This is a genomic window from Enterobacteriaceae bacterium Kacie_13 (assembly GCA_013457415.1).
Lineage (GTDB): Bacteria > Pseudomonadota > Gammaproteobacteria > Enterobacterales > Enterobacteriaceae > Rahnella.
This window is the reverse complement of sequence record CP045665.1, coordinates 815196-838799: the sequence shown is the minus strand read 5'-3', so window position 1 is coordinate 838799 and position 23604 is coordinate 815196. Positions and strand designations below refer to the sequence as shown.

Here is a 23604-nt window from a genome sequence, read left to right as displayed (position 1 = left end):
ACATCGGCATTCTCAAATAGCCTGTCGTGAGCTATGATTAGCCGCTGTTTTTGCGTCACGCCATTTTTCAGTCACTATCGAGGTGTACCATTTTTACCCGAGTAGCCAATTTTTGCCGTAAGGTGCTAGTTCGTGAAGATAAAGTCATTCGTGAAGAAAAGGCTGTTCATGACGACGCCGCCCTTCATGGAGAAGTGAATCGCGAAGAGACTCCACGTCGTGATCCTTCACCCGTGGCTGAAGGCAATGTGAAGGCAAAAAATCCTGAACGTCGTGATAACGAGCAACGCCGCGAAAACCGCGGCCGTCGGGAAGACAACGCGAACCGGGGCGAGCGCCGTAACAATAACAATCGCCGCTCCACGCCCTATCAGTCTCGCGGTGAGCGCAACGATCAACGCGGTGAACAACGCGCACCTGTCGAACACGTACAGAAACCCCGCCCGTCATTTGACTATGCCGGTGAAACCCGTGCTATCACCATTGTTCCGCGTGACGAGCACAACATTTCCCGTCGTGATATCAGCGAAAATGCGCTGAAAGTTTTATATCGCCTGAATAAGTCTGGCTTTGAAGCCTTCCTGGTCGGCGGCGGTGTCCGCGATTTACTGCTGGACAAAAAGCCGAAAGATTTCGATATCACCACCAACGCAACGCCGGATCAGGTACGTAAACTGTTCCGCAACTGCCGTCTGGTCGGTCGCCGCTTCCGTCTGGCGCACGTCATGTTTGGCCCGGAAATCATCGAAGTCGCTACGTTCCGTGGACATCACGAACAGTACGAAGAAACCGATGATAAGAACGTTTCCCAGCAGGCCCAAAACGGTATGCTGCTGCGAGACAACATTTTCGGCACCATCGAAGACGACGCTCAGCGCCGCGATTTCACCATCAATAGCCTGTATTACGGTGTCGCCGACTTTACCGTGCGTGATTACACCGGCGGTCTGCGTGATCTGCAAAACGGTATTATCCGTCTGATCGGTGATCCGGAAACCCGCTACCGTGAAGATCCGGTGCGCATGCTGCGCGCCGTACGTTTCGCTGCGAAACTGGACATGAAAATCAGTCCGGAAACCGCCGAGCCGATCCCACGTCTGGCGACCCTGTTGCAGGAAATTCCGCCCGCGCGTCTGTTCGAAGAATCCCTGAAACTGTTGCAGGCCGGTTACGGTTACGCGACTTATCAGAAGTTGTGTGAATACCAGCTGTTCCAGCCGTTGTTCCCGCTGATTGCCCGCCAGTTTACTGAGGCCGGTGACAGCCCGATGGAACACATCCTGCTGCAGGTGCTGAAAAACACCGATCATCGTTTGCAAAACGATCAGCGCGTCAATCCGGCGTTCCTGTTCGCAGCGATGCTGTGGTACCCGGTAATTGAGCATGCGCAGAAGCTGGCGCAGGAAGGCGGTCTGACGTATTACGACGCCTTCTCTCTGGCGATGAACGACGTGCTCGACGAGCAGTGCCGCACGCTGGCGATACCTAAACGTATCACCACACTGGTGCGTGATATCTGGGCATTGCAGCTGCGTCTGTCACGCCGTCAGGGTAAACGTGCGCACAAGTTGATGGAACACCCTAAGTTCCGTGCCGCTTTTGATTTACTGGCACTGCGTGCCGACGTTGAACAGCATCGCGAACTGCAAAGCCTCACCGAATGGTGGAGCGAGTTCCAGGAAGCGACGCCCGCTTCTCAGAAGACTATGCTCGGCACCTTAGGTGAAGATGCCGTGCCTGCGCGCCGTGCCCGCACCCGTCGCCCGCGCAAACGGGCTCCGCGTAAGGAAAGCGGTCAATGATCCGCGTTTACCTCGCTCTGGGCAGTAATCTTGCCCGTCCGCTTGAGCAGGTAAATCTCGCACTGGAGGCGCTGGCCCACGTGCCGCGCACCCGTTTTGTGGCCGCTTCCCCGTTTTATCGAAGTAAACCGCTGGGGCCACAGGATCAGCCTGACTATCTGAACGCCGTCGTGGCGTTAGATACGCTGCTTCCCCCTGAACAACTGCTCGACGCCACTCAGGCGATTGAGCAGAATCAGGGGCGCGTTCGCAAAGCCGAGCGCTGGGGTCCAAGAACGTTAGATCTCGATATGCTGATTTATGGCGATCAGGTGATCAACACAGAACGTCTGATCGTTCCGCATTACGATATGAAAAATCGGGAATTCATGCTCTATCCGCTTGCCGATCTGGCCCCGGACCTGGTGTTTCCGGATGGCGAAACTCTGCAAAGCCTGCTTGCCCGCGTTCCCCTGAATGGCCTGACCAAATGGTAAGTCGCTCAGCGACTTACCCGCACATCCAGTCCGCCTTCTGCCCTGTTCCTGTAAACGACGTTGAGCTGATGTAACTGCGCGATCCTTTGTACGATCGAAATCCCCAGCCCGCTACCCATTTGCTCCTGCCCCGGCGGACGATAAAAACGTTCGCCCAGCCGCGCCAGATGTTCATCTGTGATCCCCGGTCCCTGATCGGCGACGGTTAATCCCTGCTCGTCCAGCGTCACCGTAATATGCGATCCGGAAGCGGAATAGCGGATCGCGTTATCCAGTAAATTGCGCACCATCAGCGATAACAACAGCGACTGCCCGCGAAGCGCAGGCGGCGTCCCATTATGTTCAAAGCGCAGTTCGATGCCTTTGCTGTGCGCGCGATAATCCTGTTCTGCCAGACTTTGCGCCACCAGTGCCGGCCAGTCGATGATTTCCAGCGCTTCCGGTTCGGCAAAGCTTTCCAGCCGTGACAGCGTCAGCAACTGATCCACCAGACGCGTGGCACGATCGATACTGGTGGTCAGGTTTTCCAGCGCATGTTCGCGCATGTGGGCGTCGTCACCGGAAAGTTGTACCACTTCAGTCTGCACCCGCAGCGCCGCCAGCGGGCTGCGCAGTTCATGCGCGGCATCGGAGGTAAAACGGCGTTCGCGGACCAACATGTCGCCGGTTCGCGAAAACAGGGAATTCAGCGCATCCGCCAGCGGCAGTACTTCACCGGGCAGTTTGTGGGTATCAATCGGCGTGGCGTCTTCCGGCGAACGTTGCCGCAAGCTTTCGGCCACGCGGCGCAGCGGGCGCAGTTCCAGCGTCACCATCACAATCAGCGCCAGTAACAGTACCGGCAACGAAGCCAGCCAAGGCGTCAGCTGGCCGCTGACCAGCCCCCATGCCATGTCATTGCGGTAATCGTATTCCTGACCCACTGCCACGCGATATTGGTCGTCCGGCGACGTCAGCCAGACCATGCGCCAGAGGTCGTCATCGCCTTTCAGTTCCACATCTTTAAAGCCCTGCGTATCGTGATCAAAGCGGATATGCCTGCCTTTCTCGCCATCGTTGAGCAACATATCCCCCTGCCGGTTAAAGATGGCAAAGGTCAGTGCATCGTCATCGGTATGGCCACGGGAACCTTTATGCACCCACTTTTTGGTATCCGGCAGTTCGGTATTTTTCTGCTCATTCAGACGCTCGCCCAGACCGGTAGCGGCAAGCCGTTTGGCGAACAGCATCTGTTGCGTGTCAAACACCTCGTTAATGTGTTTACGGGTCTGATGCCACGCCACGCCGCTGGCAATCAGCCAGGTCAGCAGCGCCAGCAGGGAAAAAATCAGGATCAGCCGCACGCGCAGGCTGAGGTTTTTCAGCTCCTTCACACTGATTCTCCTGACTGCGCGTCGCCCAGCGTATAACCGACGCCATGCACGGTGCGGATAAAACCTTTACCGAGCTTGCTGCGCAAATGATGGATGTGCACTTCTACCGCATTGCTGCTGACGTCTTCGTCCCAGCTGTAAAGTTTTTCCTGGATCAGCGTGCGGGCCAGTACGCGGCCTTTGTTGTTGAGAAACAGCTCGAGCACCGCGACTTCGCGCGGCGTCAGCGTGACGGATTCACCATTGAGCGTCACACTGCGGGCGGCAGGATCGAATTCAATTCCGCCGTGGGTGACTTTCGGCGTGACCACGCCGTGACGGCGACGATTAAGCGCCTGTAAACGCGCAGCGACTTCGACCAGTGCGAACGGCTTGCAAAGATAATCATCGGCCCCCGCCTGCAATCCGCCGACGCGCTGCTCCAGCGCATCGCGCGCGGTGAGGATCAGCACCGGCGTATCGCGTCCGGCCTGTCGCCACTCACGCAGCAGCTGCATACCATCCATACCCGGCAGGCTTAAATCGAGGATCACGGCATCATACGGCGCGCTGTCGAGTGCCACTTTGCCCGTCAGCCCGTCGGTAAACCAGTCAATCGTAAAGCCCAGTTTGGTCAGCCCGGCCTTAATACCATCACCAATCATTTTGTCGTCTTCAACTAACAGAATTCGCATGGTTCCCTCCGTTTTTAGCCATTATAGGCGAAGCATCTTAGCGACTTCTTAAGATGTCGGTTGTTGATCTTTGCTGTTTGCCTGCGAGCGCTTACAGTAGAATATGGCCATCATATTCATCCGATGAATTATTCAAAGGAAAGTGTTCATGAAACCAACCACGCTGAGCCAGCTTCGCCAATGGAAGCAGGAAAAACATAAATTTGCGACCATTACCGCCTATGACGCCAGTTTCGCGCAGCTGTTTGCCGAACAGGGTATTAACGTCATGCTGATTGGTGATTCTCTGGGCATGGTCGTACAGGGTCAGGATTCTACGCTGCCGGTGACGGTTGAAGAGATCGCTTACCACACGCGCTGCGTACGCCGCGGCGCCCCTCATGCGCTGTTGCTCGCTGACCTGCCGTTTATGAGTTACGCCACGCCACAACAGGCCTTCGAGAGTGCCGCGGTTCTGATGCGCGCGGGTGGCAATATGGTCAAACTGGAAGGTGGCGGCTGGTTGTGTGATACGGTCAGGATGCTGACCGAGCGTGCCGTTCCGGTATGCGGCCATCTGGGGCTGACACCGCAGTCGGTGAACATTTTCGGCGGGTATAAAGTTCAGGGGCGCGATGAAGTGGCAGCCAATCAGCTGATCAAAGATGCTCTGATGCTGGAAGAAGCCGGTGCACAGCTGCTGGTGCTGGAATGTGTGCCGGTAGAACTGGCGCGCCGCGTAACCGAAGAGCTGACTATCCCGGTTATCGGCATCGGTGCCGGTAACGTTACCGACGGCCAGATCCTGGTGATGCACGACGCGTTTGGCATCACCGGCGGTCACACGCCGAAATTTGCTAAAGACTTCCTTAGCGAAGCGGGAGATATTCGCGGCGCGGTGCGTCTTTATGTCGATCAGGTCGCGCAGGGCGTGTATCCGGGCGAAGAACACTCTTTCAAATAATCGGGGACAATATCCGTGTTGATAATCGACAGCGTGGCGCTGCTGCGTCGCGAAATTCGTGATTTTCGCCAGAACAACAAACGTATCGCGCTGGTGCCAACCATGGGCAATCTGCACGAAGGGCATATGACGCTGGTGGATGAAGCCAAAGCGCGCGGCGACGTCGTCGTGGTCAGTATTTTCGTCAACCCGATGCAGTTCGAACGCCCTGACGATCTTGAGCGTTATCCGCGCACTTTGCAGGAAGACTGCGAGAAGCTTAATAAGCGCGGCGTGGATCTGGTATTCGCGCCGTCGCCAGCAGAAGTGTATCCGAAAGGTCTGAGCACCCAGACGCAGGTCGATGTGCCCGTAATTTCCACTATTCTGGAAGGCGCGAGCCGTCCGGGTCATTTTCGCGGCGTTTCAACCATCGTCAGCAAGCTGTTCAATCTGGTTCAGCCGCAAGTGGCCTGTTTCGGCCAAAAAGACTTCCAGCAACTGGCGCTGCTGCGCACGATGGTGGAAGACATGGGTTACGATATCGAGATTGTCGGCGTGCCAACTGTACGCGCGAAAGACGGTCTTGCGCTGAGTTCACGCAACGGTTACCTGACCAGCGAAGAGCGTAAAAAGGCGCCTCAGCTGTATAAAATCATGAATGCGCTGGCGGAACGTCTCAGCCAGGGCGAGCGTCACATCGACGACATGTTGCAGGAAACTGCGCAGCAACTACGCGAGGTGGGCTTTACGCCGGACGAACTGTTTATCCGCGACGCAAAAACCTTGCAGGACTTGTCGGTGGACAGCACGTCGGCGGTGATCCTGATGGCAGCATGGCTCGGCAAAGCGCGCCTGATTGATAACCAACGGGTTGATCTGACGCAGTAGACAGCGTGGGTCAAATGGGCAAAGATGTTGGCCGGCCAGATTTCAGATTTTTAGTATCCGGCCCGGCAGGTTCTCAGACTTTTTACGTCAGTAAGGGTAGAAGCAATGATTCGCACTATGCTGCAAGGCAAACTACACCGGGTTCACGTTACTCAGGCAGATTTGCACTATGAAGGTTCCTGCGCCATCGATCAGGATTTTCTCGATGCGTCAGGCATTCTGGAATACGAAGCGATTGATATTTATAACGTTGATAACGGTCAGCGTTTCTCAACTTACGCCATCGCCGCTGAACGCGGTTCGCGCATTATTTCTGTCAATGGTGCAGCAGCGCGCTGTGCCTGCGTCGGCGATTTGCTGATCATCTGCTCTTACGTGCAGATGTCCGATGCAGACGCCCGTCAGCACCAGCCGAAAGTGGCTTATTTTGAAGGCGAAAACCACCTGAAACGCACCGCGAAAGCTGTGCCAGTTCAGGTGGCTTGATTAACCCCCTCCCCTGCAAAGGGGAGGAAGCAAAGCAAAAATCAACTTCTCAGGCCGCGCCCGCGCTCGATCAAATACCACGCCAGCAGATAAAACACAGCGATAAACGCCACCAGCACGCTCATAGTAAACACCAGCGGCACATCAGAAATCCCCAGAAAACCGTAGCGGAAGCCGCTGATCATATACACGATCGGATTCAGCTTGGAGATGGCCTGCCAGATCGGCGGCAATAGCGACAGTGAATAGAATACGCCGCCCAGATAGGTCAGCGGAGTCAGCACGAAGGTTGGGATCAGGCTGATATCATCAAACGTGGTTGCGAAGACCGCATTCAGCAGGCCGCCCAGCGAGAACAGGATCGCGGTCAGCAGCAGCGTCAGCGCGATCACCCACCAGGAGTGGATCACCAGCGGCACGAAGAACAGTGAAATCGCGGTGACCAGAATCCCTACACAGATCCCACGCGCCACGCCACCACCGACGTAACCGGCGATCACAACGTGCGTTGGCACGGGGGCGACCAGCAGCTCTTCAATGTTGCGCTGGAACTTGGCGCTGAAAAACGACGACGCCACGTTAGCGTAGGAGTTGGTGATGACCGCCATCATGATCAGACCAGGCACGATGAACTGCATGTAGGTAAAACCATGCATGCTGCCGATCTGCGAGCCGATCAGATTCCCAAAGATAATAAAATACAGCGTCATGGTGATCACCGGCGGAACCAGCGTTTGGATCCAGATGCGCCCAAAGCGGTTAATTTCTTTCAGCCAGATACTTTTCAGAGCCACCCAATACAGTTGCGACATTATTTCTTTTCCTCGCTGCCGTTCACCAGCGTGACAAACAGCTCTTCCAGACGGTTCGCTTTGTTACGCATACTCAATACCTGCACGCCCTGCTTACTGAGCTGGCTGAACAGGGAATTCAGCCCCTGCTCACGCATCACTTCCACTTCCAGCGTCGAGGTGTCTGTCAGCTGGCTGCGGTAACCTTCCAGCGCCGGCAGCGGACTTTTTGCCCCAAGATCCAGAATGAATGTTTCGGATTTCAGCTTCGACAGCAGCTCTTTCATGCTGGTGTTTTCCACCAGTTGGCCCCCCTGAATAATGCCGATGTTACGACACAGCATTTCGGCTTCTTCCAGATAGTGCGTAGTCAGAATGATGGTGGTGCCCTGCGCGTTCAGCTCTTTGAGGAAGCCCCACATGGAGCGGCGCAGTTCGATATCCACACCGGCCGTCGGTTCGTCGAGGATCAGCAGTTTTGGCTCATGCATCAGCGCACGGGCGATCATCAGACGACGCTTCATCCCGCCGGAGAGCATACGGGAGCGCTCGTTACGCTTGCCCCACAGATCCAGCTGCGTCAGGTATTTCTCAGCGCGTTGCAGCGCCAGCGGACGCGGCACGCCGTAATACCCTGCCTGATTGACGACAACCTGCATCACGGTTTCAAACGGGTTGAAGTTAAATTCCTGCGGCACCAGACCGAGCTGACGTTTGGCGTTGACGATATCCTTATCAATGTCATACCCAAACACCCGCACCTTACCCGCCGTTTTATTGACCAGCGAGCTGATGATGCCAATGGTCGTGGATTTCCCCGCGCCGTTTGGCCCGAGCAGTGCATAGAAATCACCGGCTTCGACGCGCAGGTCGATACCACGTAAAGCCTGCACACCACCGGCGTAAGTTTTGGTTAACTTTTCCAGTTCCAATGCATAATTCATAAAGGGGCATACCTTGTTGTAAAAATCTTGTAGTAGGAGTGAGTCAAAATGAGATATCGAATCAGTTTTAAAATCCGGAGCATTGCCCTATATTACTCCATCGCTGTTGGCTCGTTACAGGCTATTAACCTCAATGAATGATATAGAAAAGCTCATCAGTAATAACGCCAACTGGTCCAAGACCATGATCGACGAAGATCCTGGTTTCTTCGAACGACTTTCCCAATCTCAAAAACCGCGCTTCCTGTGGATCGGCTGCTCAGACAGTCGCGTTCCGGCAGAACAGCTGACAGGTCTTGAGCCCGGAGAACTCTTCGTTCACCGTAACGTCGCTAATCTGGTGATTCACACCGACCTGAACTGCCTGTCTGTCGTGCAATATGCTATCGACGTGCTGGAAGTGGAACACGTGATTATTTGCGGTCACTACGGTTGTGGCGGTGTTCAGGCAGCGGTTGAGAACCCGGAGCTGGGGCTGATTAATAACTGGCTGTTGCATATCCGTGACATCTGGTACAAACACAGTTCCCTGCTGGGCGAACTTTCCCCGAATCAGCGACTCGATAAACTGTGTGAACTGAATGTCGTTGAGCAGGTTTATAACCTTGGCCATTCCACTGTCATGCAATCAGCCTGGAAACGCGGCCAGAAAGTCACGCTGCACGGTTGGGTTTACGGCATTCAGGACGGACGCCTGCGCAACCTTCAGGTTGACGCCACCAGCCGGGAAACTCTGGAACAGCGTTACCGTCAGGGTGTCTCCGCCCTGCTCAACGGTAATCCCCAGTAACAAGCCGCTCCACTCTACAGAAATTCAAAAAAGAAAAGGCACAAAAATGTGCCTTTTTTATCATTTATTTTTCCTGCACTTACAACGCGATCACGATAAATCAATGAGTTATGCGTAAGCGCAGTACGCTTTTTACCAGCGTTATTTAGCCAGAAGTTCTTTGCGGACGATTTCAGCACCTGCACTCAACGCATCCAGTTTGCCTCTTGCGACGCCACGCGGTAAAGGGATCATCCCGCAGTTGGTGCAAGGATAGAGCTTGTCGGCGTCGACAAACTGCAGTGCTTTTCGAAGCGTCGCGGCAACTTCCTCGGGTGTCTCGATGGTATTAGTTGCCACATCAATGGCACCAACCATCACCTTTTTACCCCGAATGAGTTCCAGAAGCTCAATCGGAACATGGGAGTTCTGACATTCCAGTGAAATTATATCAATATTAGATTTTTGCAGTTTTGGAAAAATCTCTTCATATTGTCTCCACTCTGTCCCCAGCGTTTTTTTCCAGTCTGTATTCGCTTTGATGCCATAACCGTAGCAAATGTGTACGGCGGTTTCACACTTAAGCCCTTCAATGGCCCTCTCTAATGTGGCAATTCCCCAATCATTCACCTCATCAAAGAAAACATTAAATGCTGGCTCATCAAACTGGATAATATCGACACCCACAGCCTCTAATTCTTTCGCTTCTTCGTTAAGAATTTTGGCGAATTCCCAGGCGAGTTTTTCCCGACTTTTATAATGGTTATCGTAGAGCGTATCTATCATGGTCATCGGCCCTGGCAGAGCCCATTTAATAGGTTGTTTGGTTTGCTGGCGTAAAAATTTAGCATCTTCAACAAAAACGGACTTTTGGCGACTCACAGGGCCAATGACTGTCGGCACACTCGCTTCGTAACGATTACGAATTTTAACAGTCTCACGTTTTTCGAAATCAACACCATTGAGGTTCTCAATAAACGTAGTGACAAAATGCTGACGCGTTTGCTCACCATCACTGACAATATCAATACCTGCTTGTTGCTGATCTTCCAGACACAGGCGCAGAGCATCTTTTTTACCGTCAATTAATTCCTGATCTTGTAATTTCCAGGGTGACCAAAGTGTCTCAGGTTGCGCAAGCCAGGAAGGCTTAGGCAGGCTGCCAGCCGTTGAAGTAGGTAATAACTTTTTCATATTAGATGACCTTGTATTTGGTTAATCAAAGAACGGAATGAGCAGACCACTGCTCAAAAACATTTTGGTAAGGTTTGATGAAATGTTTTTCCGTAAACCTCCCCTGCTCAACGGCCAGCTGGCTACGTTCTTCTCGATCATAAACAATACGTGTTAAAGAATAGTCCTGGTAATTCAGGCTGGGCTGATAGTGTTTTCCTGCCGGAGAATTCGCATTGTAGATCTCAGGCCGGTATATTTTCTGGAAAGTCTCCATCGTGCTGATGGTACTGATAAGCTCAAGGTCAGTGTAATCACGGAGCAAATCCCCCGTAAAATAAAAGGCCAAAGGCGCAACACTGTTTTGCGGCATAAAATATCGGGCCCGCAATCCCATTTTTGCGAAATATTGATCAGTCAGCGAAAGTTCATCCTGCTGATATTCCACGCCTAATACCGGATGTTGATTTCCAGTACGCGTATAGATGTTTTTACTTGAAACACTCAGGCAAATAACGGGAGTTTTATTAAAAGATGCTTGATACACATCTGAGTTAACAAAGCATTTAAATATATCACCGTGTAATTTTCCAAAATCTTCCGGAAGGCTAAATTTTTGCTTATCTTGATTGTGCTCTGGCAGTAAAACGCTGAAATCATAATCCCGCACATAAGAGGAGAAATTATTGCCTACAATGCCTGCAAACCGTTCGTTGGTTTTTTTATCAACGATCGTCGTTTTCAATATTTCAATCACCGGGAAGGTATCGGTTTTATCTTGAATATGAATATTCAGCTGAGCGGTAATAATATCAAGTTCCACTGAATAGCGATCACCCTTGGGGTTGTCCCAATGCGCCAGCGAGTTAAAACGGTTGTCAATCATTACCAGTGTGTTGCGCAGGTTCTCCTGTCGCTTCTCACCCCTTGCCAGATTTGCAAAGTTAGTTGTAATACGCGTATTTTCCGAGGGGTTATAATTTTCGTCGAAACGAAGACTTTTAATAGCAAAGGTGAAGTTTTTATTCATTTTAATTTGACGTCCTGACTTCTGATATAAAACCTGGTTTTGTTGCTGGCTTTTCAGGGCTGACCAGTTTTATTTTCTGGTTTTCTTTCAGCAGTCTTCATGTTTTATTAGGTTAACAGCGATGTACAATTTATGCCTGAGTGATTGATGGAGGAAAAGTGATTTAATTTCATTAAACATGAGGGAAATTCATGATCAGGGGGACGGTCTGGAAGAGGGTGAGGAAGATTGAAGAGACGGGGTTACAAACAAAAACGGCCTCCAACAGGAAGCCGTTACACTATGCTTATCTTCGCGCTTACTCGTCCAGCATCACTACTTTGCCAACATACGGCAGATGGCGGTAACGCTGGGCGTAGTCGATGCCGTAACCGACAACGAATTCGTCGGGGATGGCGAAACCGACGTATTCCACTTTCACTTCTACTTCGCGGCGCTCGGGTTTATCCAGCAGCGTACAGATCGCCAATGATTTAGGGCCGCGCAGCTGCAGGAGTTCGCGCACTTTACTCAGCGTGTTGCCGGAGTCGATGATGTCTTCGACGATCAGTACGTCTTTGCCGCGAATGTCTTCATCGAGATCTTTCAGAATTTTGACGTCGCGGGTGGTGGACATACCGTTGCCGTAGCTGGAGGCAGTCATGAAGTCGACTTCATGCGGCACATCAACAGCGCGACAAAGGTCAGCCATAAACATGAAGGAACCGCGCAGCAGCCCAACCAGCACCATTTCGCTGCCGCTATCGCGGTAATGCTCGGTGATTTCACGGCCTAACTCGGCAATTCGGGTTTTGACTTCCTGCTCGGAAATCATGACGTCTACGCGATGTTTCATATAAAGACTAACCACCTGATTTAAGAATATTTATCGCCGTTTTTAAGCAAAACGGCGACCTTGAAGCGCAGAGGATTATATCAAAGAACCCGCCGATGGGTAACGCGGCGGGTCGCGGCAATTCAGATTTTATGCAGAAACCGTAAACCCGAGCATCATGCCGGTGTCTTCGTGCTCAAGTAAATGACAGTGCGCCATGTATGCGTGCTGCTTGTCGGCCAGATGGTTAAAGCGCACCAGTACTTCGCTACGGGCACCTTCAACACGCACGATGTCTTTCCAGCCCTGACGATGCGGCGCGACTGGCTGACCATTTTCAGAAAGAATACGGAACTGCGTTCCGTGGATATGGAACGGGTGCAGCATCATGTCGCCCTCGCCCGAAATCGTCCATTTCTCGTATTGGCCTTGTTTCACATCGAACGCTGGTACGTTCATGTCGTAGGCTTTGCCGTTGATTTTGTTGCCCTGCATGAAATCGTATTTGCCCGAGGATTTGCTCATGTCCATACCGGCCATACTGTCGTGAGCGTCGTGACCGGACTCGGCCATCCCCGGCATCGCGGCCATCTCGCCGCCGCCGTGATCCATACTCATTCCGGCCATCGCGCTGTGGCCATATTTCGCCATCAGTGCGGCCATGCCCTGCTGATCAAGCTGCGGATCCATCATCAGTTGCAGCCAGCGGGTCGGCAGAGCGTCGGTGGACACCAGCTCAGGTAATTTAATCAGTGAATCCGGCAACGCGCCGCCACTTTGCGTCAGCGTCGGCTGAATGCGCAGTACCGGCAGCGGTTTGTCGAACGGCGCCAGCGTCATACCCATCTGTTTTACCGGCAGAGTCACCAGATCAAAGGCTTTGCCGTCGGTGCATTCGATCAGCACTTCAAACCGTTCGCCCATCAGCATCGGCAGCCCGGTCACTTTCACCGGCTCCGCGAGAAAACCGCCGTCGCTGGCAATAACGTACATCGGGCGGCCATCGCTGGTAGCGAGATGCAGGGAGCGCGCATTGCAGCCGTTGAGCAGTCGCAGGCGCAGCCAGCCGCGTGAGATGCCGTGCTGTGGATAGACCGCGCCGTTAGTCAGCATATGTTGACCGAACCAGCCGACGGCGGCGGTCATCACATCCATCTGGTAATCAATCTGCCCGGCGTCGTTGAGGCGTTTATCCTGCAAAATAACCGGAATGTCATCCACCCCCCAGCGTTTGGGAATCTGAAGCATATCGCTGGCTTCATCTTCGATCAGCACCATACCTGCCAGCCCCATCGCGACCTGATAACCGCTGGTCTGATGCGGATGCGGGTGGAACCAGCAAGTCGATGCAGGCTGATCCAGCTGAAAACTCAGATTGCGGCTCTGGCCGGGGGCAATCACACCTTGCGGGCCGCCGTCGATGTCGCCGGGGATTTCAAGCCCGTGCCAGTGAACGGTGCTCGGTACGCTCAGGCGGTTGTTGATCGTCACATTGACGGCTTTACCACGGCGGATACGCAGCGCCGGGCCGAGAAGATTGCCATTCACGCCCCATGTCTCGGTAGTAACGCCCGGTAAGAACTGACTCTGCCCGCGCTGTAGCGTCAGCGTGATGGTACTGCGGGCATCCGGTTCCAGTAAGGCGGGGATCGGCAGTGCGGGGCGGCTGTCGGCCAGCGCGAAACGGCTCCAGCCGGGAAGCGTGCTGGCGGCGCCCACCAGGGTCGTCCACTTTACGAAATCGCGACGGTTCATGTTCAGTCCTTATGATCGGAAAATTGCCATAATCGTGCCCCACCCTAAACCCTGCCCTTAGGGGAAGGTCAAGTGACTGGCACGACAGAAAAAATTTGGTGCCCCTCTGTGCTAATATGTTAACGTCATTTTAATTACGTTTGAGCCGAGTCTTTCTCATTTTCTTTCTATCTAAAAGAACAAGAACACGCCCATGAAAAGAACAACATTGTGTTTGCTGTTGCTGTCACTGCTTGGCTTCTCCTCCGCCAGCCAGGCGCTGAGCGAGTCAGAAGCGGAAGATCTGGCGGATCTGACCGCCGTTTTTGTCTTTCTGAAAAATAACTGCGGCTACGAACAGTTGCCGAATACTCAGATCAAACGCGCGATCGTTTTTTTCGCTCAGCAAAATCGCTGGGATCTGAGTAATTACAACAGTTTTAATATGCAGGCGATGGGCGAAGACAGCTATCGCGATCTGAGCGGTATCGCTGTACCGAAGCCAACCAAATGTAAATCACTGGCGCGGGATTCTCTGAGCCTGCTGGCCTACACCAACTGATCCCTGCCGTAATGCTCCGTCATTCTGATGCCGGAGCCTGTTCATTTCTCCTCTTTTCTCCCTGCTTTCCCTGACTGAACTACACTGGACTCACATTGCCCTGCCTGAAATCCCACCGTGCAAGCACCGGCAGAGTTAGCTATTATGTGCGCCCATTTTTATGGCTGCGAAGGCTCAGGAGAAGTAACCGATGTCCCAGAACTCGTCACCCAAAGAAATATGGTATGAGACGCTGCACGCCAATTTTGGTCAGTATTTCAGCGTCGAAAAAGAGATCTACCGCGAGAAAACCGATCATCAGGATCTGGTGATTTTCGAGAACGCCGCGCTCGGTCGCGTGATGGCGCTCGATGGTGTGGTGCAAACCACCGAACGTGATGAATTTATTTATCACGAAATGCTGACCCACGTGCCGTTACTTTCGCACGGCAACGCCAAAAAGGTGTTGATCATCGGCGGCGGCGACGGCGGAATGCTGCGCGAAGTGTCCCGTCACAAAGATGTGGAAGCGATTACGATGGTGGAAATCGATGCGGGCGTGGTGGAATTTTGCCGCCAGTATCTGCCGAACCACAGCGCCGGTGCCTATGACGATCCCCGATTCAATCTGGTGATCGACGACGGCGTGAACTTCGTCAATCAAACCACCGATACATTCGATGTGATCATCTCCGACTGTACTGATCCGATAGGTCCCGGAGAAAGTCTGTTCACATCGGCGTTCTACGAAGGCTGTGCCCGCTGCCTGAAGCCAGGCGGCATTTTTGTGGCGCAGAACGGCGTCTGCTTCCTCCAGCAAGATGAAGCGGTCAACAGCCATACCAAACTGAGCCACTATTTCAGTGATGTCAGTTTCTATCAGGCCGCGATCCCAACCTATTACGGCGGCATCATGACCTTTGCCTGGGCGACCAACAGCCCGGAATATCGTCAGATCGACAGCCAGACCTTACAGGCGCGTTTCGACGCCGCAGGCATCATCTGCCGCTACTACAATCCGGCTATTCATCACGGCAGCTTTGCCCTGCCACAGTATCTGCTGAATGCCCTGTCAGCTGCGCGCTGATACTGCATCCATGAGGGGGTGAACTAAATTGCAAAAACTGAAACTGCATGGCTTCAACAACCTGACCAAAAGCCTGAGTTTTTGTATCTACGATATCTGCTACGCCAAAACCGCAGACGATCGTGACGGCTACATTGCCTACATTGACAAAGAATATAACGCCAACCGCTTAACCGAGATCCTCACCGAGACCTGTTCGATCATCGGTGCGAATGTCCTTAACGTTGCGCGTCAGGATTACGAACCACAGGGCGCCAGCGTCACAATTTTAGTGAGCGAAGAGCCGGTCGATCCGCGCGACGTGGACACCACCGAACATCCTGGTCCGCTGCCAAACTCAGTGGTCGCTCATCTGGATAAAAGCCACATCTGCGTGCACACCTATCCGGAAAGCCATCCTGAAGGCGGCCTGTGCACCTTCCGCGCCGACATTGAAGTCTCAACCTGCGGCGTGATTTCTCCACTGAAAGCGTTGAACTATCTGATTCATCAGCTTGAATCTGACATTGTCACCATTGATTACCGCGTACGCGGTTTCACCCGTGACGTGAATGGCGTGAAGCATTACATCGACCATTCCATCAACTCGATCCAGAACTTCATGTCTCAGGATATGAAAGCGCTGTACGACATGATGGACGTGAACGTGTATCAGGAAAATATCTTCCATACCAAGATGTTGCTGAAGGAATTCGATCTCAAGCACTATCTGTTCAATGCCAAACCGGAAGAGCTGAGCGCGCAGGAACGCAAAGAGATCACTGATTTGCTGTACAGAGAAATGCAGGAAATCTATTACGGTCGCAATTTCTCTGCGGTGTGATCGTTAACTGCCGCAACTGCTAAAAACGATTAAGGCCGAACATCCGTAAAAGAGTTCGGCCTTTTTATATTTATCGCATTAATCTTAGAAATCGTGATCAGGCATTAAAACTCGATTAGCATTACTTAAGTAAAATAACCACACAGGTATAAATAACGGCTACACTCCTTAAGACAAATTAATATAAACTCTTCAATTAAATTCCATTTTAAGTCAAATTATCCGACTAACGATCTAACCTTTAAAGCAAATTATCAACACAAACCAAAGTACATAAATAAAATTATCCTTATATTCATTCGTCAATTTGAGTTAACATCGATCAAAAGATCGCTATTTTCTGAAAAACAGACAAATCCCTTTATCTCTGCCCCTCCAGCCTTTAGCATCGCCACATTGCTTACTAAGCAACCAGCTCCATCCACCTGCAAGTAGAAATAAAAAATGACAATGAGTAAATTAAAGACCGTCTCCAGCCTGCTGGTCGCGAGTTCTTTATTGGTTTCCGGGGTTTCCCGGGCCGGGGAAAGTTTGTTAGGCAGCAATACTGAAGGGATGCGGCACTATGTGAGTTATGGTGCTGAATATTATAAGTGGGACGAATCCGTCGATAATATGGACGGTAAATATGTTGCTGAACACGGCCCGCGCCTGCGCGTTAATTTCGGATCTAATAATTACCTCGATCTGCAGAGTGGCTTATTAAAAGCCTGGGACATGAGCGTGATGTTTGGGATCGTCAATTATAAAGGCAGCACGCTTGACGATCAGGCCAATGTGGCCAACGGAACGCTGAAAGGAAAAACGTATTACACCGGTTACAGCGCAGATTTAACGCGCGGCTACCGTTATCGCGCGTCGGACAGTATTTCTTTCGACATGAAAGGCGCGCTGGGCGGGCAGGTGTGGTTGCGTAACATTCGATCCGACGATGTCTATATCGCCTCGGAAAACCGCACGCGGGATTACACGGCGCTGGAAGTGTCGTTGCAACCGTATGCTAAAGCTTCACTGGGCGCGAACTGGCAGATGACCGCCGATTCAAGGCTGAGTGTCGAGGGCGGTGCACTGTATCCGATCAAAACCTGGACGCACAGCAATCAGGGTGATGTCTGGCTGGAACCGAAATCGAAGCTTTCGCCATTCACCAGCCTCACATGGAACATCAACAAAGATGTGTTTGTGAAAGCCAGCTACGTGCATCAGAAATACGGTAAGTCAGACGAGAAACAGGGTGATCTGAACGGGAGCACCGTCGGCTATTATCAGCCAGCGACCACCACCTCCACACTGGGATTAGAAGTCGGTTTCTACTTCTGATGATGTCAGGAATATGCGCCCTCAAGCGGATTGTTCCGGTGTAAATCGCCGGGACAATCGCTTATCTTAAAAGCCTCCTTTTCCAGAGGCTTACCTTTCATATGGATCGTTTCGCAACGCTGTCCGGCGTTCTCGCCATTTTATTGTGGAGCATGAGCGTGGCGCTCACCCGCAGTCTGTCTGAATCGCTGGGGCCTTTTGGCGCCGCCGCATCAATTTATACCGTCAGCGGGATTATGGTCTGGATGGCGGGCGCAAAGCCGACGCTGCGCGGGGAATCGGCGGCTTATCTCATCGTCTGCGGTCTGCTGTTTATCTTTTATATGGTGGCGTTTTCGCTGGCGATTGGTCTGGCGCACAGCCGTCAGCAAACGCTGGAGCTGGGACTGATCAACTATTTGTGGCCGAGCCTGACACTGTTATTTGCCGTGCCGCTGCTGAAACTTCGCGTGCGCTGGTGGATCTGGCCGGGCGTGGTGCTGGCGTTTGCCGGCGTGCTGTGGGCTATCAGCGGCGGCCACGGGCTGGACATTCATCAGCTGATGCGCAATGTAAGGGGTAATCCCATAGCCTATGGTCTGGCGCTGGGTGCCGCCGTTTCCTGGGCGCTGTATTCCAATCTTGTCCGCGTGTTATGCAAAGGCAAAGGCGTGCTGCCGCTGTTTTTACTCGCTACCGGTGCGGTGCTGTGGGTGCTGTATTTTACCTATTCATCGAATCGTATCAGCCTGACGTTACCGGCGATTCTTGAATTGCTGGCGATGGGCGCGGTGACTGCCATTTCCTATCAGTGCTGGGATATCGCGATGAAAAAAGGCAATGCGACGCTGGTCGCCGCGCTGTCGTACTTCACACCGCTCTCTTCGATTCTGATTGCCGGATTGTGGCTGCACACGTTGCCGGGCGCGAGTTTCTGGCCGGGCGTGCTGATGGTGGTCGGAGGTTCGCTGCTTTGCTGGACCGCCTCACGGGGAAAATAAGTTTTATCGATAAGTCGTGACGAAAGCACGGTATTTGGCGAGGACTTGCAGAAAGTCCTCGACGCCGCAAAACGCCAGGCTTTCTTCGTCGTAGTAACTCATGCCTTCTTCAATCTCATCGCCGTCGAAATCCAGCTGGTTGGCGCGGATCATCACTTCGTCATCGGCCAGCAGCAACGTATATTCGTGGCCGACCCGCTGGGTCTGCCGTTCGCTGCCTTTGAGCGCGGCCAGCTCAGCTTCGACAGCATCCAGCACCGTCAGATCGCCCTTCACTTCTTCATTCAGCCAGTGACCAAGCACTTCGTGGCCCATAGAAAAGCGCACTTTGACCTCACCGGTAATATCGCGCAGAAAATCGTAATCCATCATGCCGTCCTCAAATATCATCAAAAGCCACTCATACCTGCTGCATGATACCAATAAAAAAGGCGGAATTTCTTCCGCCTTTCCAGTTTCTGAACGCCGGAGAAGATTAATCCACGGTCAGGCTGACGCTGACTTCATAGGAGAAGGATGGCTTCGTACTTAACCAGTTTATCCCCGCAAAACGGATAACACCCCGATAAACACCGGCAGGCAGACCCGGATTGTCCGCTGATGAATAGTTCAATATAGCGTGAGTACCTGGCCCGGCCTCACAAGAGATAGCTGTGTTGAACGTACGAGTCGAACAATAAGACTGCCGCATGCCACCAAAGGTGACGACCACCTCGTTTCCGTGTTGGTCCGTCATCGGCGTTGTCAGCGGCGAATTTGTATTTTCCGCGCCAGACCACACCAGAGACGATGGCCCGGTAGTCGGCGATACCGCGATAAAACCTAACTCATTGTAAGCCGTAAATAACGGGGTCGTATATTTACCGGAGGCACCGCTGACTGCCCAGTCCACATTAAATGAACCGATGAATGTCGTTATCGCAGATTTAGAACTTGTGCCGTACGTGGCTGTTACCGTCGCATCCCCTTCTTCGGTACCCGAAATCGTCATGGTGGCTACGCCAGACGCGTTGGCCACGCTGGTACTTTGTCCCAGTGTATTGCGCGTGGTCTCCCAGTTAACCGTTACATTGGGGATTGGATTACCCGTCGCATCCTTCACCGTGGCAGTAAATGTCGTCACATCGTTGCCGTTATTGGAAACAACCGGCCGGTCCAGCGTCAGTGTGGCAATTTCCGCCGTGCTGAGGTCGGCAATATAGCTCACCTCACCTGCGCTTGCGGTTTGCGGCTGCTGGCTGAGCGTCGCTGTCACAATCTCCGTACCGGCTTTGAGCGAAGTGCCTGTCACTGTCGTCGTGCCCGCCTGCGTAGTTTGCGTATTACTGCCCGCCAGAATCACGTCCGGATTATTGCCACTCCAGTCTACGCTGACCGCATTCACCGGGTTGCTGTTGGCATCTTTAACCGTTGCCGTCCAGGAGACAGCATCCTTGCCATTTGCCAGCGCCTGAGTTTTATCAGAGACAAGGGTCAGTTGCGCGGTATCGGCATCAGCCACTATATCTACCGGCAATGTTTTCTGACTGCTGCCGGTACTGGCGGTCACCACCGTATTTTGCGCCAGCGTGGAGCTCAATGTTGCCGTCGCTACGCCGTTGACATCCGTCACTCCTGATACCGGCGTTAAAACACCTGCCGCATTGTCACTTCTCCAGGTGACAGAAGCCCCCTGAACCGGATGATTATTAGCATCCAGCACCGTTGCGGTCAGACTGACCGTATCTTTACCCGCCACTACAGACGCAGTTTTGTCCGCGACCAGCGAACTTATCGTTGCGCTGGCTACATCTGCCGTAAATGACAAGGTTGAGGACGTTATACTGGCGGCGTTAAACGACGCTTTCACGGTGTAATCCGTGACCTCTGAAGAGGTCAACCGGATAGTGCTCACACCTTGCGCATTGGTTTTAGTACTGCTGGCTGACGCCGTACCGCCGGTCGGGCTCGCCAGCCAGTCGATATCAGCATCCGCCAGCGGATTGCCGTTAGCGTCCGTTAACGTCGTGCTCAGGGTGATAACATCGGTGCCATTCGCCGCTGCCTGAGTTTTATCAGCGGACATCGCGCTAAACTGCGCCGTGCTCACATCCGCATTAAACGACGCTGCGGGCGCGATGGTGGCGGTGCCGCCTGGCAGTTGCGCCGAAATAACCACGTCGCCGGCCTGAACAGTCGAGACACTCACCTGCGCCTGCCCCTGTGCATCGGTGTTGACGGTGCTGGCGGAAAGCTTTGCAGCGGACTGATCGCTGCTCCAGTTCACCGGCGTATTTGGCACGTTGTTGCCGTTTGCATCGGTGACTGTCACGGTATAGGTGACGGCGTCGGTGCCGTTAGCCAGCGCCTGCGTTTTGTCCTGCTTGAGGGCCGTAATAGTCATGCTGGCATTGTCGGCAGCAAATGAGATGAGGTCAGTCATTTTGGCTTCTGTGGTTCCGGCACGAGCGGAGACTTTCACGTCACCCGCCACCTGTGAAGCCAGCGTGATTTGCGCGTTCCCCAGTTCGTCTGTCGACACTTGCGGCGCACTCAGCGTGGCGATGCCCTGCTCGACTTTCCAGTCAACCGCCGCGCCTTTTAGCGGCTGATTTTGGGCATTCACCACATTTGCGATCAGTGTGACTTTATCGGCATTATTGGCCGTTGCCTGCATTTTGTCCGCGTTCAGTTGCATCACCTGGGCAGTGGTCGCATCGGGGCCAAAGCTGAGCGGTTCACTTTGCAGTAAACTGCCCCCTTCGACCGTGGCGGTGACCCGTGAATCCACAACGTTCAGACTGCTGACCGTCACTGTGGCTATACCCTTTTCATCGGTCGTACTTTGTGGCGCTGACAGCCTGATGGCGGCATTATCCGCCTTCCAGGAGACAGTGACGCCCGGATCTGGCAAGCCTTCTGCCGTCAGCACTTCAGCCGTCAGGGTGACCGTATCGGTGCCATTAGCCAGCGCCAGGGTTTTTGATGCGTTCAGCGAACTTAACGAAGGCCAGACCTGCGCATTTTGCAGCACTATGTGCGCGGTTTGCAGGGCATTTTTACCGCTGGCCATCGGGGTTATATCAGCAGTCCCCGCGACATTGCCGCTGGTAAAGGTCGCGAGATAAACGCCGGGCGCTGATTCGCTGAAGTTAGAAATAAGGGGGTTTATTACTGAAGTCTGGGACGCTGTGCCGGCACTGGTGGCCGGTGTTAACTTCACAGCAGCCGCCAGTTGCGAAGCAATGGCGGTCACCGGTAACTGATCGGCGCCGGTAATACGCAGTGTCACGGTGGATGTGCTGATGCCATCGGCCAGTAATGTATCGGGGCTGACCGTCGTGGAAGACAGCCAGGTTGCCGCGTCATAGCCTGTCACGTAGACTTCCATTTCGCTATAGTTTGAGCCGTTGCCTTTGGCGTCAAAGGCTTTGCCTCTGACGATATAGCGGTTATTCACCCCGCCGTACTGATAATTCGGCAACGTGATGCTGTACTGGCCAGAGTGTTTATCTTCGGTAATTTTACCGCCGTGTTGCAGGAGTTCATCCGCCTGCCAGTCAATGCGATCCAGTCCGTATTTGCTGTTAACGACAACAGAAATCGGGAAGCTGGCGCTTTCTGTCCCTTCGATTCTGGCCGGTAAACCCAGCGAAATCAGATCCTGTTTGCGATAATCCAGCACAATCGTGTTGTTACGGCTGACCAGATCCATGCGGCTACCGAGCAGCGAGCGTTTCACCGCCACCTGCGAGGCATCCAGCTGTTTGTCGAGACTTACGCCCGGTGCATAACTGAAACTCAGGTTAAACTGAGTATCCTGCGTATCGCCTTTGCCCATTTTCTGGCTGACGCCTGCGGTCATGAGCGTAAACGGCGTGTAATTCAGACCGACAGTGACCGCATAAGGGTCTTTCTGACGGTTATCTTCATCGTTAAACAAATCAACGTTATCGCCGAAGTATTTCTCAAATAACACGCTTGCGCCAAGCTGTGGCCACGCAGGTAAAAAGCCTTCGGTACGGATATCAAATCCATTGGCCGCGCGCTCGTCATAATTCTGAAAGCGCTCTGATGCCATCCAGTCAGTAAGACGCAGATAACCATTAGCGGAGATTTTTAAATAATCCCAGCCTAATTCGCCGCCAACGCCCAAACGCTGATGATGATTTTGCGATAACTGACGGTCATAGAATGTATTTGCGCCCCACATCCAGCGCTCATTAAAATGACGATATCCCATCCCCGTATTGATAATATCTCGGTCGTCCGCGCGGCGGCCACCCAGCTGAGTAAATAACAGGTTAATTTTATCGTCGTATATCGGTAACAGAATGTCTAATTCCACATCTTCCAGAGAGAAATTATTATCTGCGGAAACTTTTACGCGTGCTGTGCCAAACTGATTCAGCCAGGACTCAACGCTTTGCGCCGCTTTGCCAGCAGCCCCCGAAGCCACCATCCCTTTCAAAGCATCGCCTGATGACTGACCGGAAAATAATGCGCCAGACTGCGCCGCAAGCCCTGCCAGTGAGGTATCTTGCTCGCTGTCCGGAGTCATACCAGAGGCAGAAGGCGTGGCGGTGTTATGGCCAGAGGGTAACTTTTCACTTGGCATTTGTCCGGCGACGACAGCGGGATTGGTTTCAGCCACGGCGTCAAAAGAAAAAGCATAAACGCAGAGAGAAGAATAAGAAAACTGAATACCTATTTGTAATAAGCAAATTATTTTAGAGGTGCGCATTATTTAATTCACATTGTATTTTCGATGAGAGCGAATTAAATTGCAGAATGCAGCTATAGTTCGCGGGGAACTAAATTTAAACGATAAAACATTTTGTGACTACTTAATGAATACTTTAGGGAAATAAAACCATTATTAAAATCAATGGGTAAGTGGGATTATTAATATAATAATCTATTTAATATAACAAAATGGATTCATAAAAAAAGGGAGGCCTAAGCCTCCCTTAAATTAGTGCGGTGAATGTTTAC

At 52.7% G+C, this 23604-nt stretch carries 21 protein-coding genes; 11 read left to right on the top strand and 10 right to left on the bottom strand.

The genetic code is table 11. The features are described 5' to 3' along the window. The first annotated feature begins 62 nt into the window (after nt 1-62). Both pcnB and folK read left to right on the top strand, forming a co-directional pair. Entirely contained in the window at nt 63-1802 is a 1740-nt protein-coding gene (pcnB, locus tag GE278_03780) for a polynucleotide adenylyltransferase PcnB (GenBank protein QLK63173.1), read from the top strand. Beyond that, nucleotides 1799-2278: a 2-amino-4-hydroxy-6-hydroxymethyldihydropteridine diphosphokinase gene (gene folK, locus GE278_03775; GenBank protein QLK59961.1), complete on the top strand. Its 480-nt coding sequence runs from the start codon at nt 1799-1801 to the stop codon at nt 2276-2278. The genes pcnB and folK overlap by 4 nt, the downstream gene beginning before the upstream one ends. 5 nt (nt 2279-2283) lie before the next feature. Here folK and qseC read toward each other — a convergent pair whose 3' ends face one another. Then, nucleotides 2284-3642, bottom strand: a complete 1359-nt coding sequence (gene qseC / locus GE278_03770; GenBank protein ID QLK63172.1) for a two-component system sensor histidine kinase QseC — start codon at nt 3640-3642, stop codon at nt 2284-2286. Between the two features lie 5 nt (nt 3643-3647). Continuing rightward, nucleotides 3648-4325 carry a response regulator gene (locus tag GE278_03765; protein ID QLK59960.1) on the bottom strand — a complete coding sequence of 226 codons (678 nt, stop codon included), beginning with the start codon at nt 4323-4325 and terminating at the stop codon, nt 3648-3650. A gap of 148 nt (nt 4326-4473) precedes the next feature. On the opposite strand from GE278_03765, the gene panB reads away from it, so the two are divergent. The 3 genes from panB (at nt 4474) to panD (ending at nt 6624) form a co-directional block, all read left to right on the top strand. Continuing rightward, nucleotides 4474-5268, top strand: coding sequence for a 3-methyl-2-oxobutanoate hydroxymethyltransferase (gene panB / locus GE278_03760; protein ID QLK59959.1), 795 nt, complete (start codon nt 4474-4476; stop codon nt 5266-5268). 15 nt (nt 5269-5283) lie between these two features. Further along, nucleotides 5284-6138 carry a pantoate--beta-alanine ligase gene (gene panC / locus GE278_03755; protein QLK59958.1) on the top strand — a complete coding sequence of 285 codons (855 nt, stop codon included), beginning with the start codon at nt 5284-5286 and terminating at the stop codon, nt 6136-6138. Between the two features lie 105 nt (nt 6139-6243). Further along, a complete protein-coding gene (panD, locus tag GE278_03750; GenBank protein QLK59957.1) occupies nt 6244-6624 on the top strand; it encodes an aspartate 1-decarboxylase in 381 nt (126 codons plus the stop codon). A gap of 41 nt (nt 6625-6665) precedes the next feature. Here the strand turns inward: panD and GE278_03745 are convergent, their stop codons facing one another. Both GE278_03745 and GE278_03740 read right to left on the bottom strand, forming a co-directional pair. Next, a complete protein-coding gene (locus GE278_03745) occupies nt 6666-7436 on the bottom strand; it encodes an ABC transporter permease (GenBank protein QLK59956.1) in 771 nt (256 codons plus the stop codon). After that, a complete protein-coding gene (locus GE278_03740; GenBank protein ID QLK59955.1) occupies nt 7436-8359 on the bottom strand; it encodes an ATP-binding cassette domain-containing protein in 924 nt (307 codons plus the stop codon). The genes GE278_03745 and GE278_03740 overlap by 1 nt, the downstream gene beginning before the upstream one ends. Nucleotides 8360-8492: 133 nt before the next feature. On the opposite strand from GE278_03740, the gene GE278_03735 reads away from it, so the two are divergent. Continuing rightward, nucleotides 8493-9149, top strand: coding sequence for a carbonate dehydratase (locus GE278_03735; GenBank protein QLK59954.1), 657 nt, complete (start codon nt 8493-8495; stop codon nt 9147-9149). A gap of 141 nt (nt 9150-9290) precedes the next feature. Here GE278_03735 and GE278_03730 read toward each other — a convergent pair whose 3' ends face one another. From GE278_03730 to cueO, 4 genes are all read right to left on the bottom strand, one after another. Next, the gene (locus GE278_03730) at nt 9291-10322 is read right to left on the bottom strand and encodes a methionine synthase (protein ID QLK59953.1); all 1032 of its coding nucleotides are present in this window, start codon (nt 10320-10322) and stop codon (nt 9291-9293) included. A 25-nt stretch (nt 10323-10347) separates the two neighbouring features. Then, entirely contained in the window at nt 10348-11331 is a 984-nt protein-coding gene (locus tag GE278_03725) for a DUF1852 family protein (GenBank protein ID QLK59952.1), read from the bottom strand. Between the two features lie 298 nt (nt 11332-11629). Beyond that, nucleotides 11630-12166 (bottom strand): hypoxanthine phosphoribosyltransferase, encoded by a 537-nt coding sequence (locus GE278_03720; GenBank protein QLK59951.1) that lies wholly within the window; start codon nt 12164-12166, stop codon nt 11630-11632. A gap of 129 nt (nt 12167-12295) precedes the next feature. Continuing rightward, entirely contained in the window at nt 12296-13900 is a 1605-nt protein-coding gene (cueO, locus tag GE278_03715) for a multicopper oxidase CueO (protein ID QLK59950.1), read from the bottom strand. 193 nt (nt 13901-14093) lie between these two features. On the opposite strand from cueO, the gene GE278_03710 reads away from it, so the two are divergent. The 5 genes from GE278_03710 (at nt 14094) to yddG (ending at nt 18630) form a co-directional block, all read left to right on the top strand. Next, nucleotides 14094-14441: a hypothetical protein gene (locus GE278_03710; protein ID QLK59949.1), complete on the top strand. Its 348-nt coding sequence runs from the start codon at nt 14094-14096 to the stop codon at nt 14439-14441. Nucleotides 14442-14631: 190 nt separating this feature from the next. Continuing rightward, the gene (speE, locus tag GE278_03705; GenBank protein QLK59948.1) at nt 14632-15507 is read left to right on the top strand and encodes a polyamine aminopropyltransferase; all 876 of its coding nucleotides are present in this window, start codon (nt 14632-14634) and stop codon (nt 15505-15507) included. 28 nt (nt 15508-15535) lie between these two features. After that, the gene (gene speD / locus GE278_03700) at nt 15536-16330 is read left to right on the top strand and encodes an adenosylmethionine decarboxylase (GenBank protein QLK59947.1); all 795 of its coding nucleotides are present in this window, start codon (nt 15536-15538) and stop codon (nt 16328-16330) included. Between the two features lie 444 nt (nt 16331-16774). Then, nucleotides 16775-17650 carry a hypothetical protein gene (locus GE278_03695; GenBank protein ID QLK59946.1) on the top strand — a complete coding sequence of 292 codons (876 nt, stop codon included), beginning with the start codon at nt 16775-16777 and terminating at the stop codon, nt 17648-17650. 101 nt (nt 17651-17751) lie between these two features. Further along, complete coding sequence (gene yddG / locus GE278_03690; GenBank protein QLK59945.1) at nt 17752-18630, top strand: aromatic amino acid DMT transporter YddG; 879 nt, start codon at nt 17752-17754, stop codon at nt 18628-18630. Nucleotides 18631-18633: 3 nt separating this feature from the next. Here yddG and GE278_03685 read toward each other — a convergent pair whose 3' ends face one another. Together GE278_03685 and GE278_03680 are read right to left on the bottom strand one after the other, a co-directional pair. Next, entirely contained in the window at nt 18634-18999 is a 366-nt protein-coding gene (locus GE278_03685) for a UPF0231 family protein (protein ID QLK63171.1), read from the bottom strand. A gap of 106 nt (nt 19000-19105) precedes the next feature. Beyond that, on the bottom strand, nt 19106-23353 hold the full coding sequence (locus tag GE278_03680; GenBank protein QLK59944.1) for an intimin-like protein: 4248 nt from the start codon (nt 23351-23353) through the stop codon (nt 19106-19108). Nucleotides 23354-23604 lie beyond the last annotated feature (251 nt).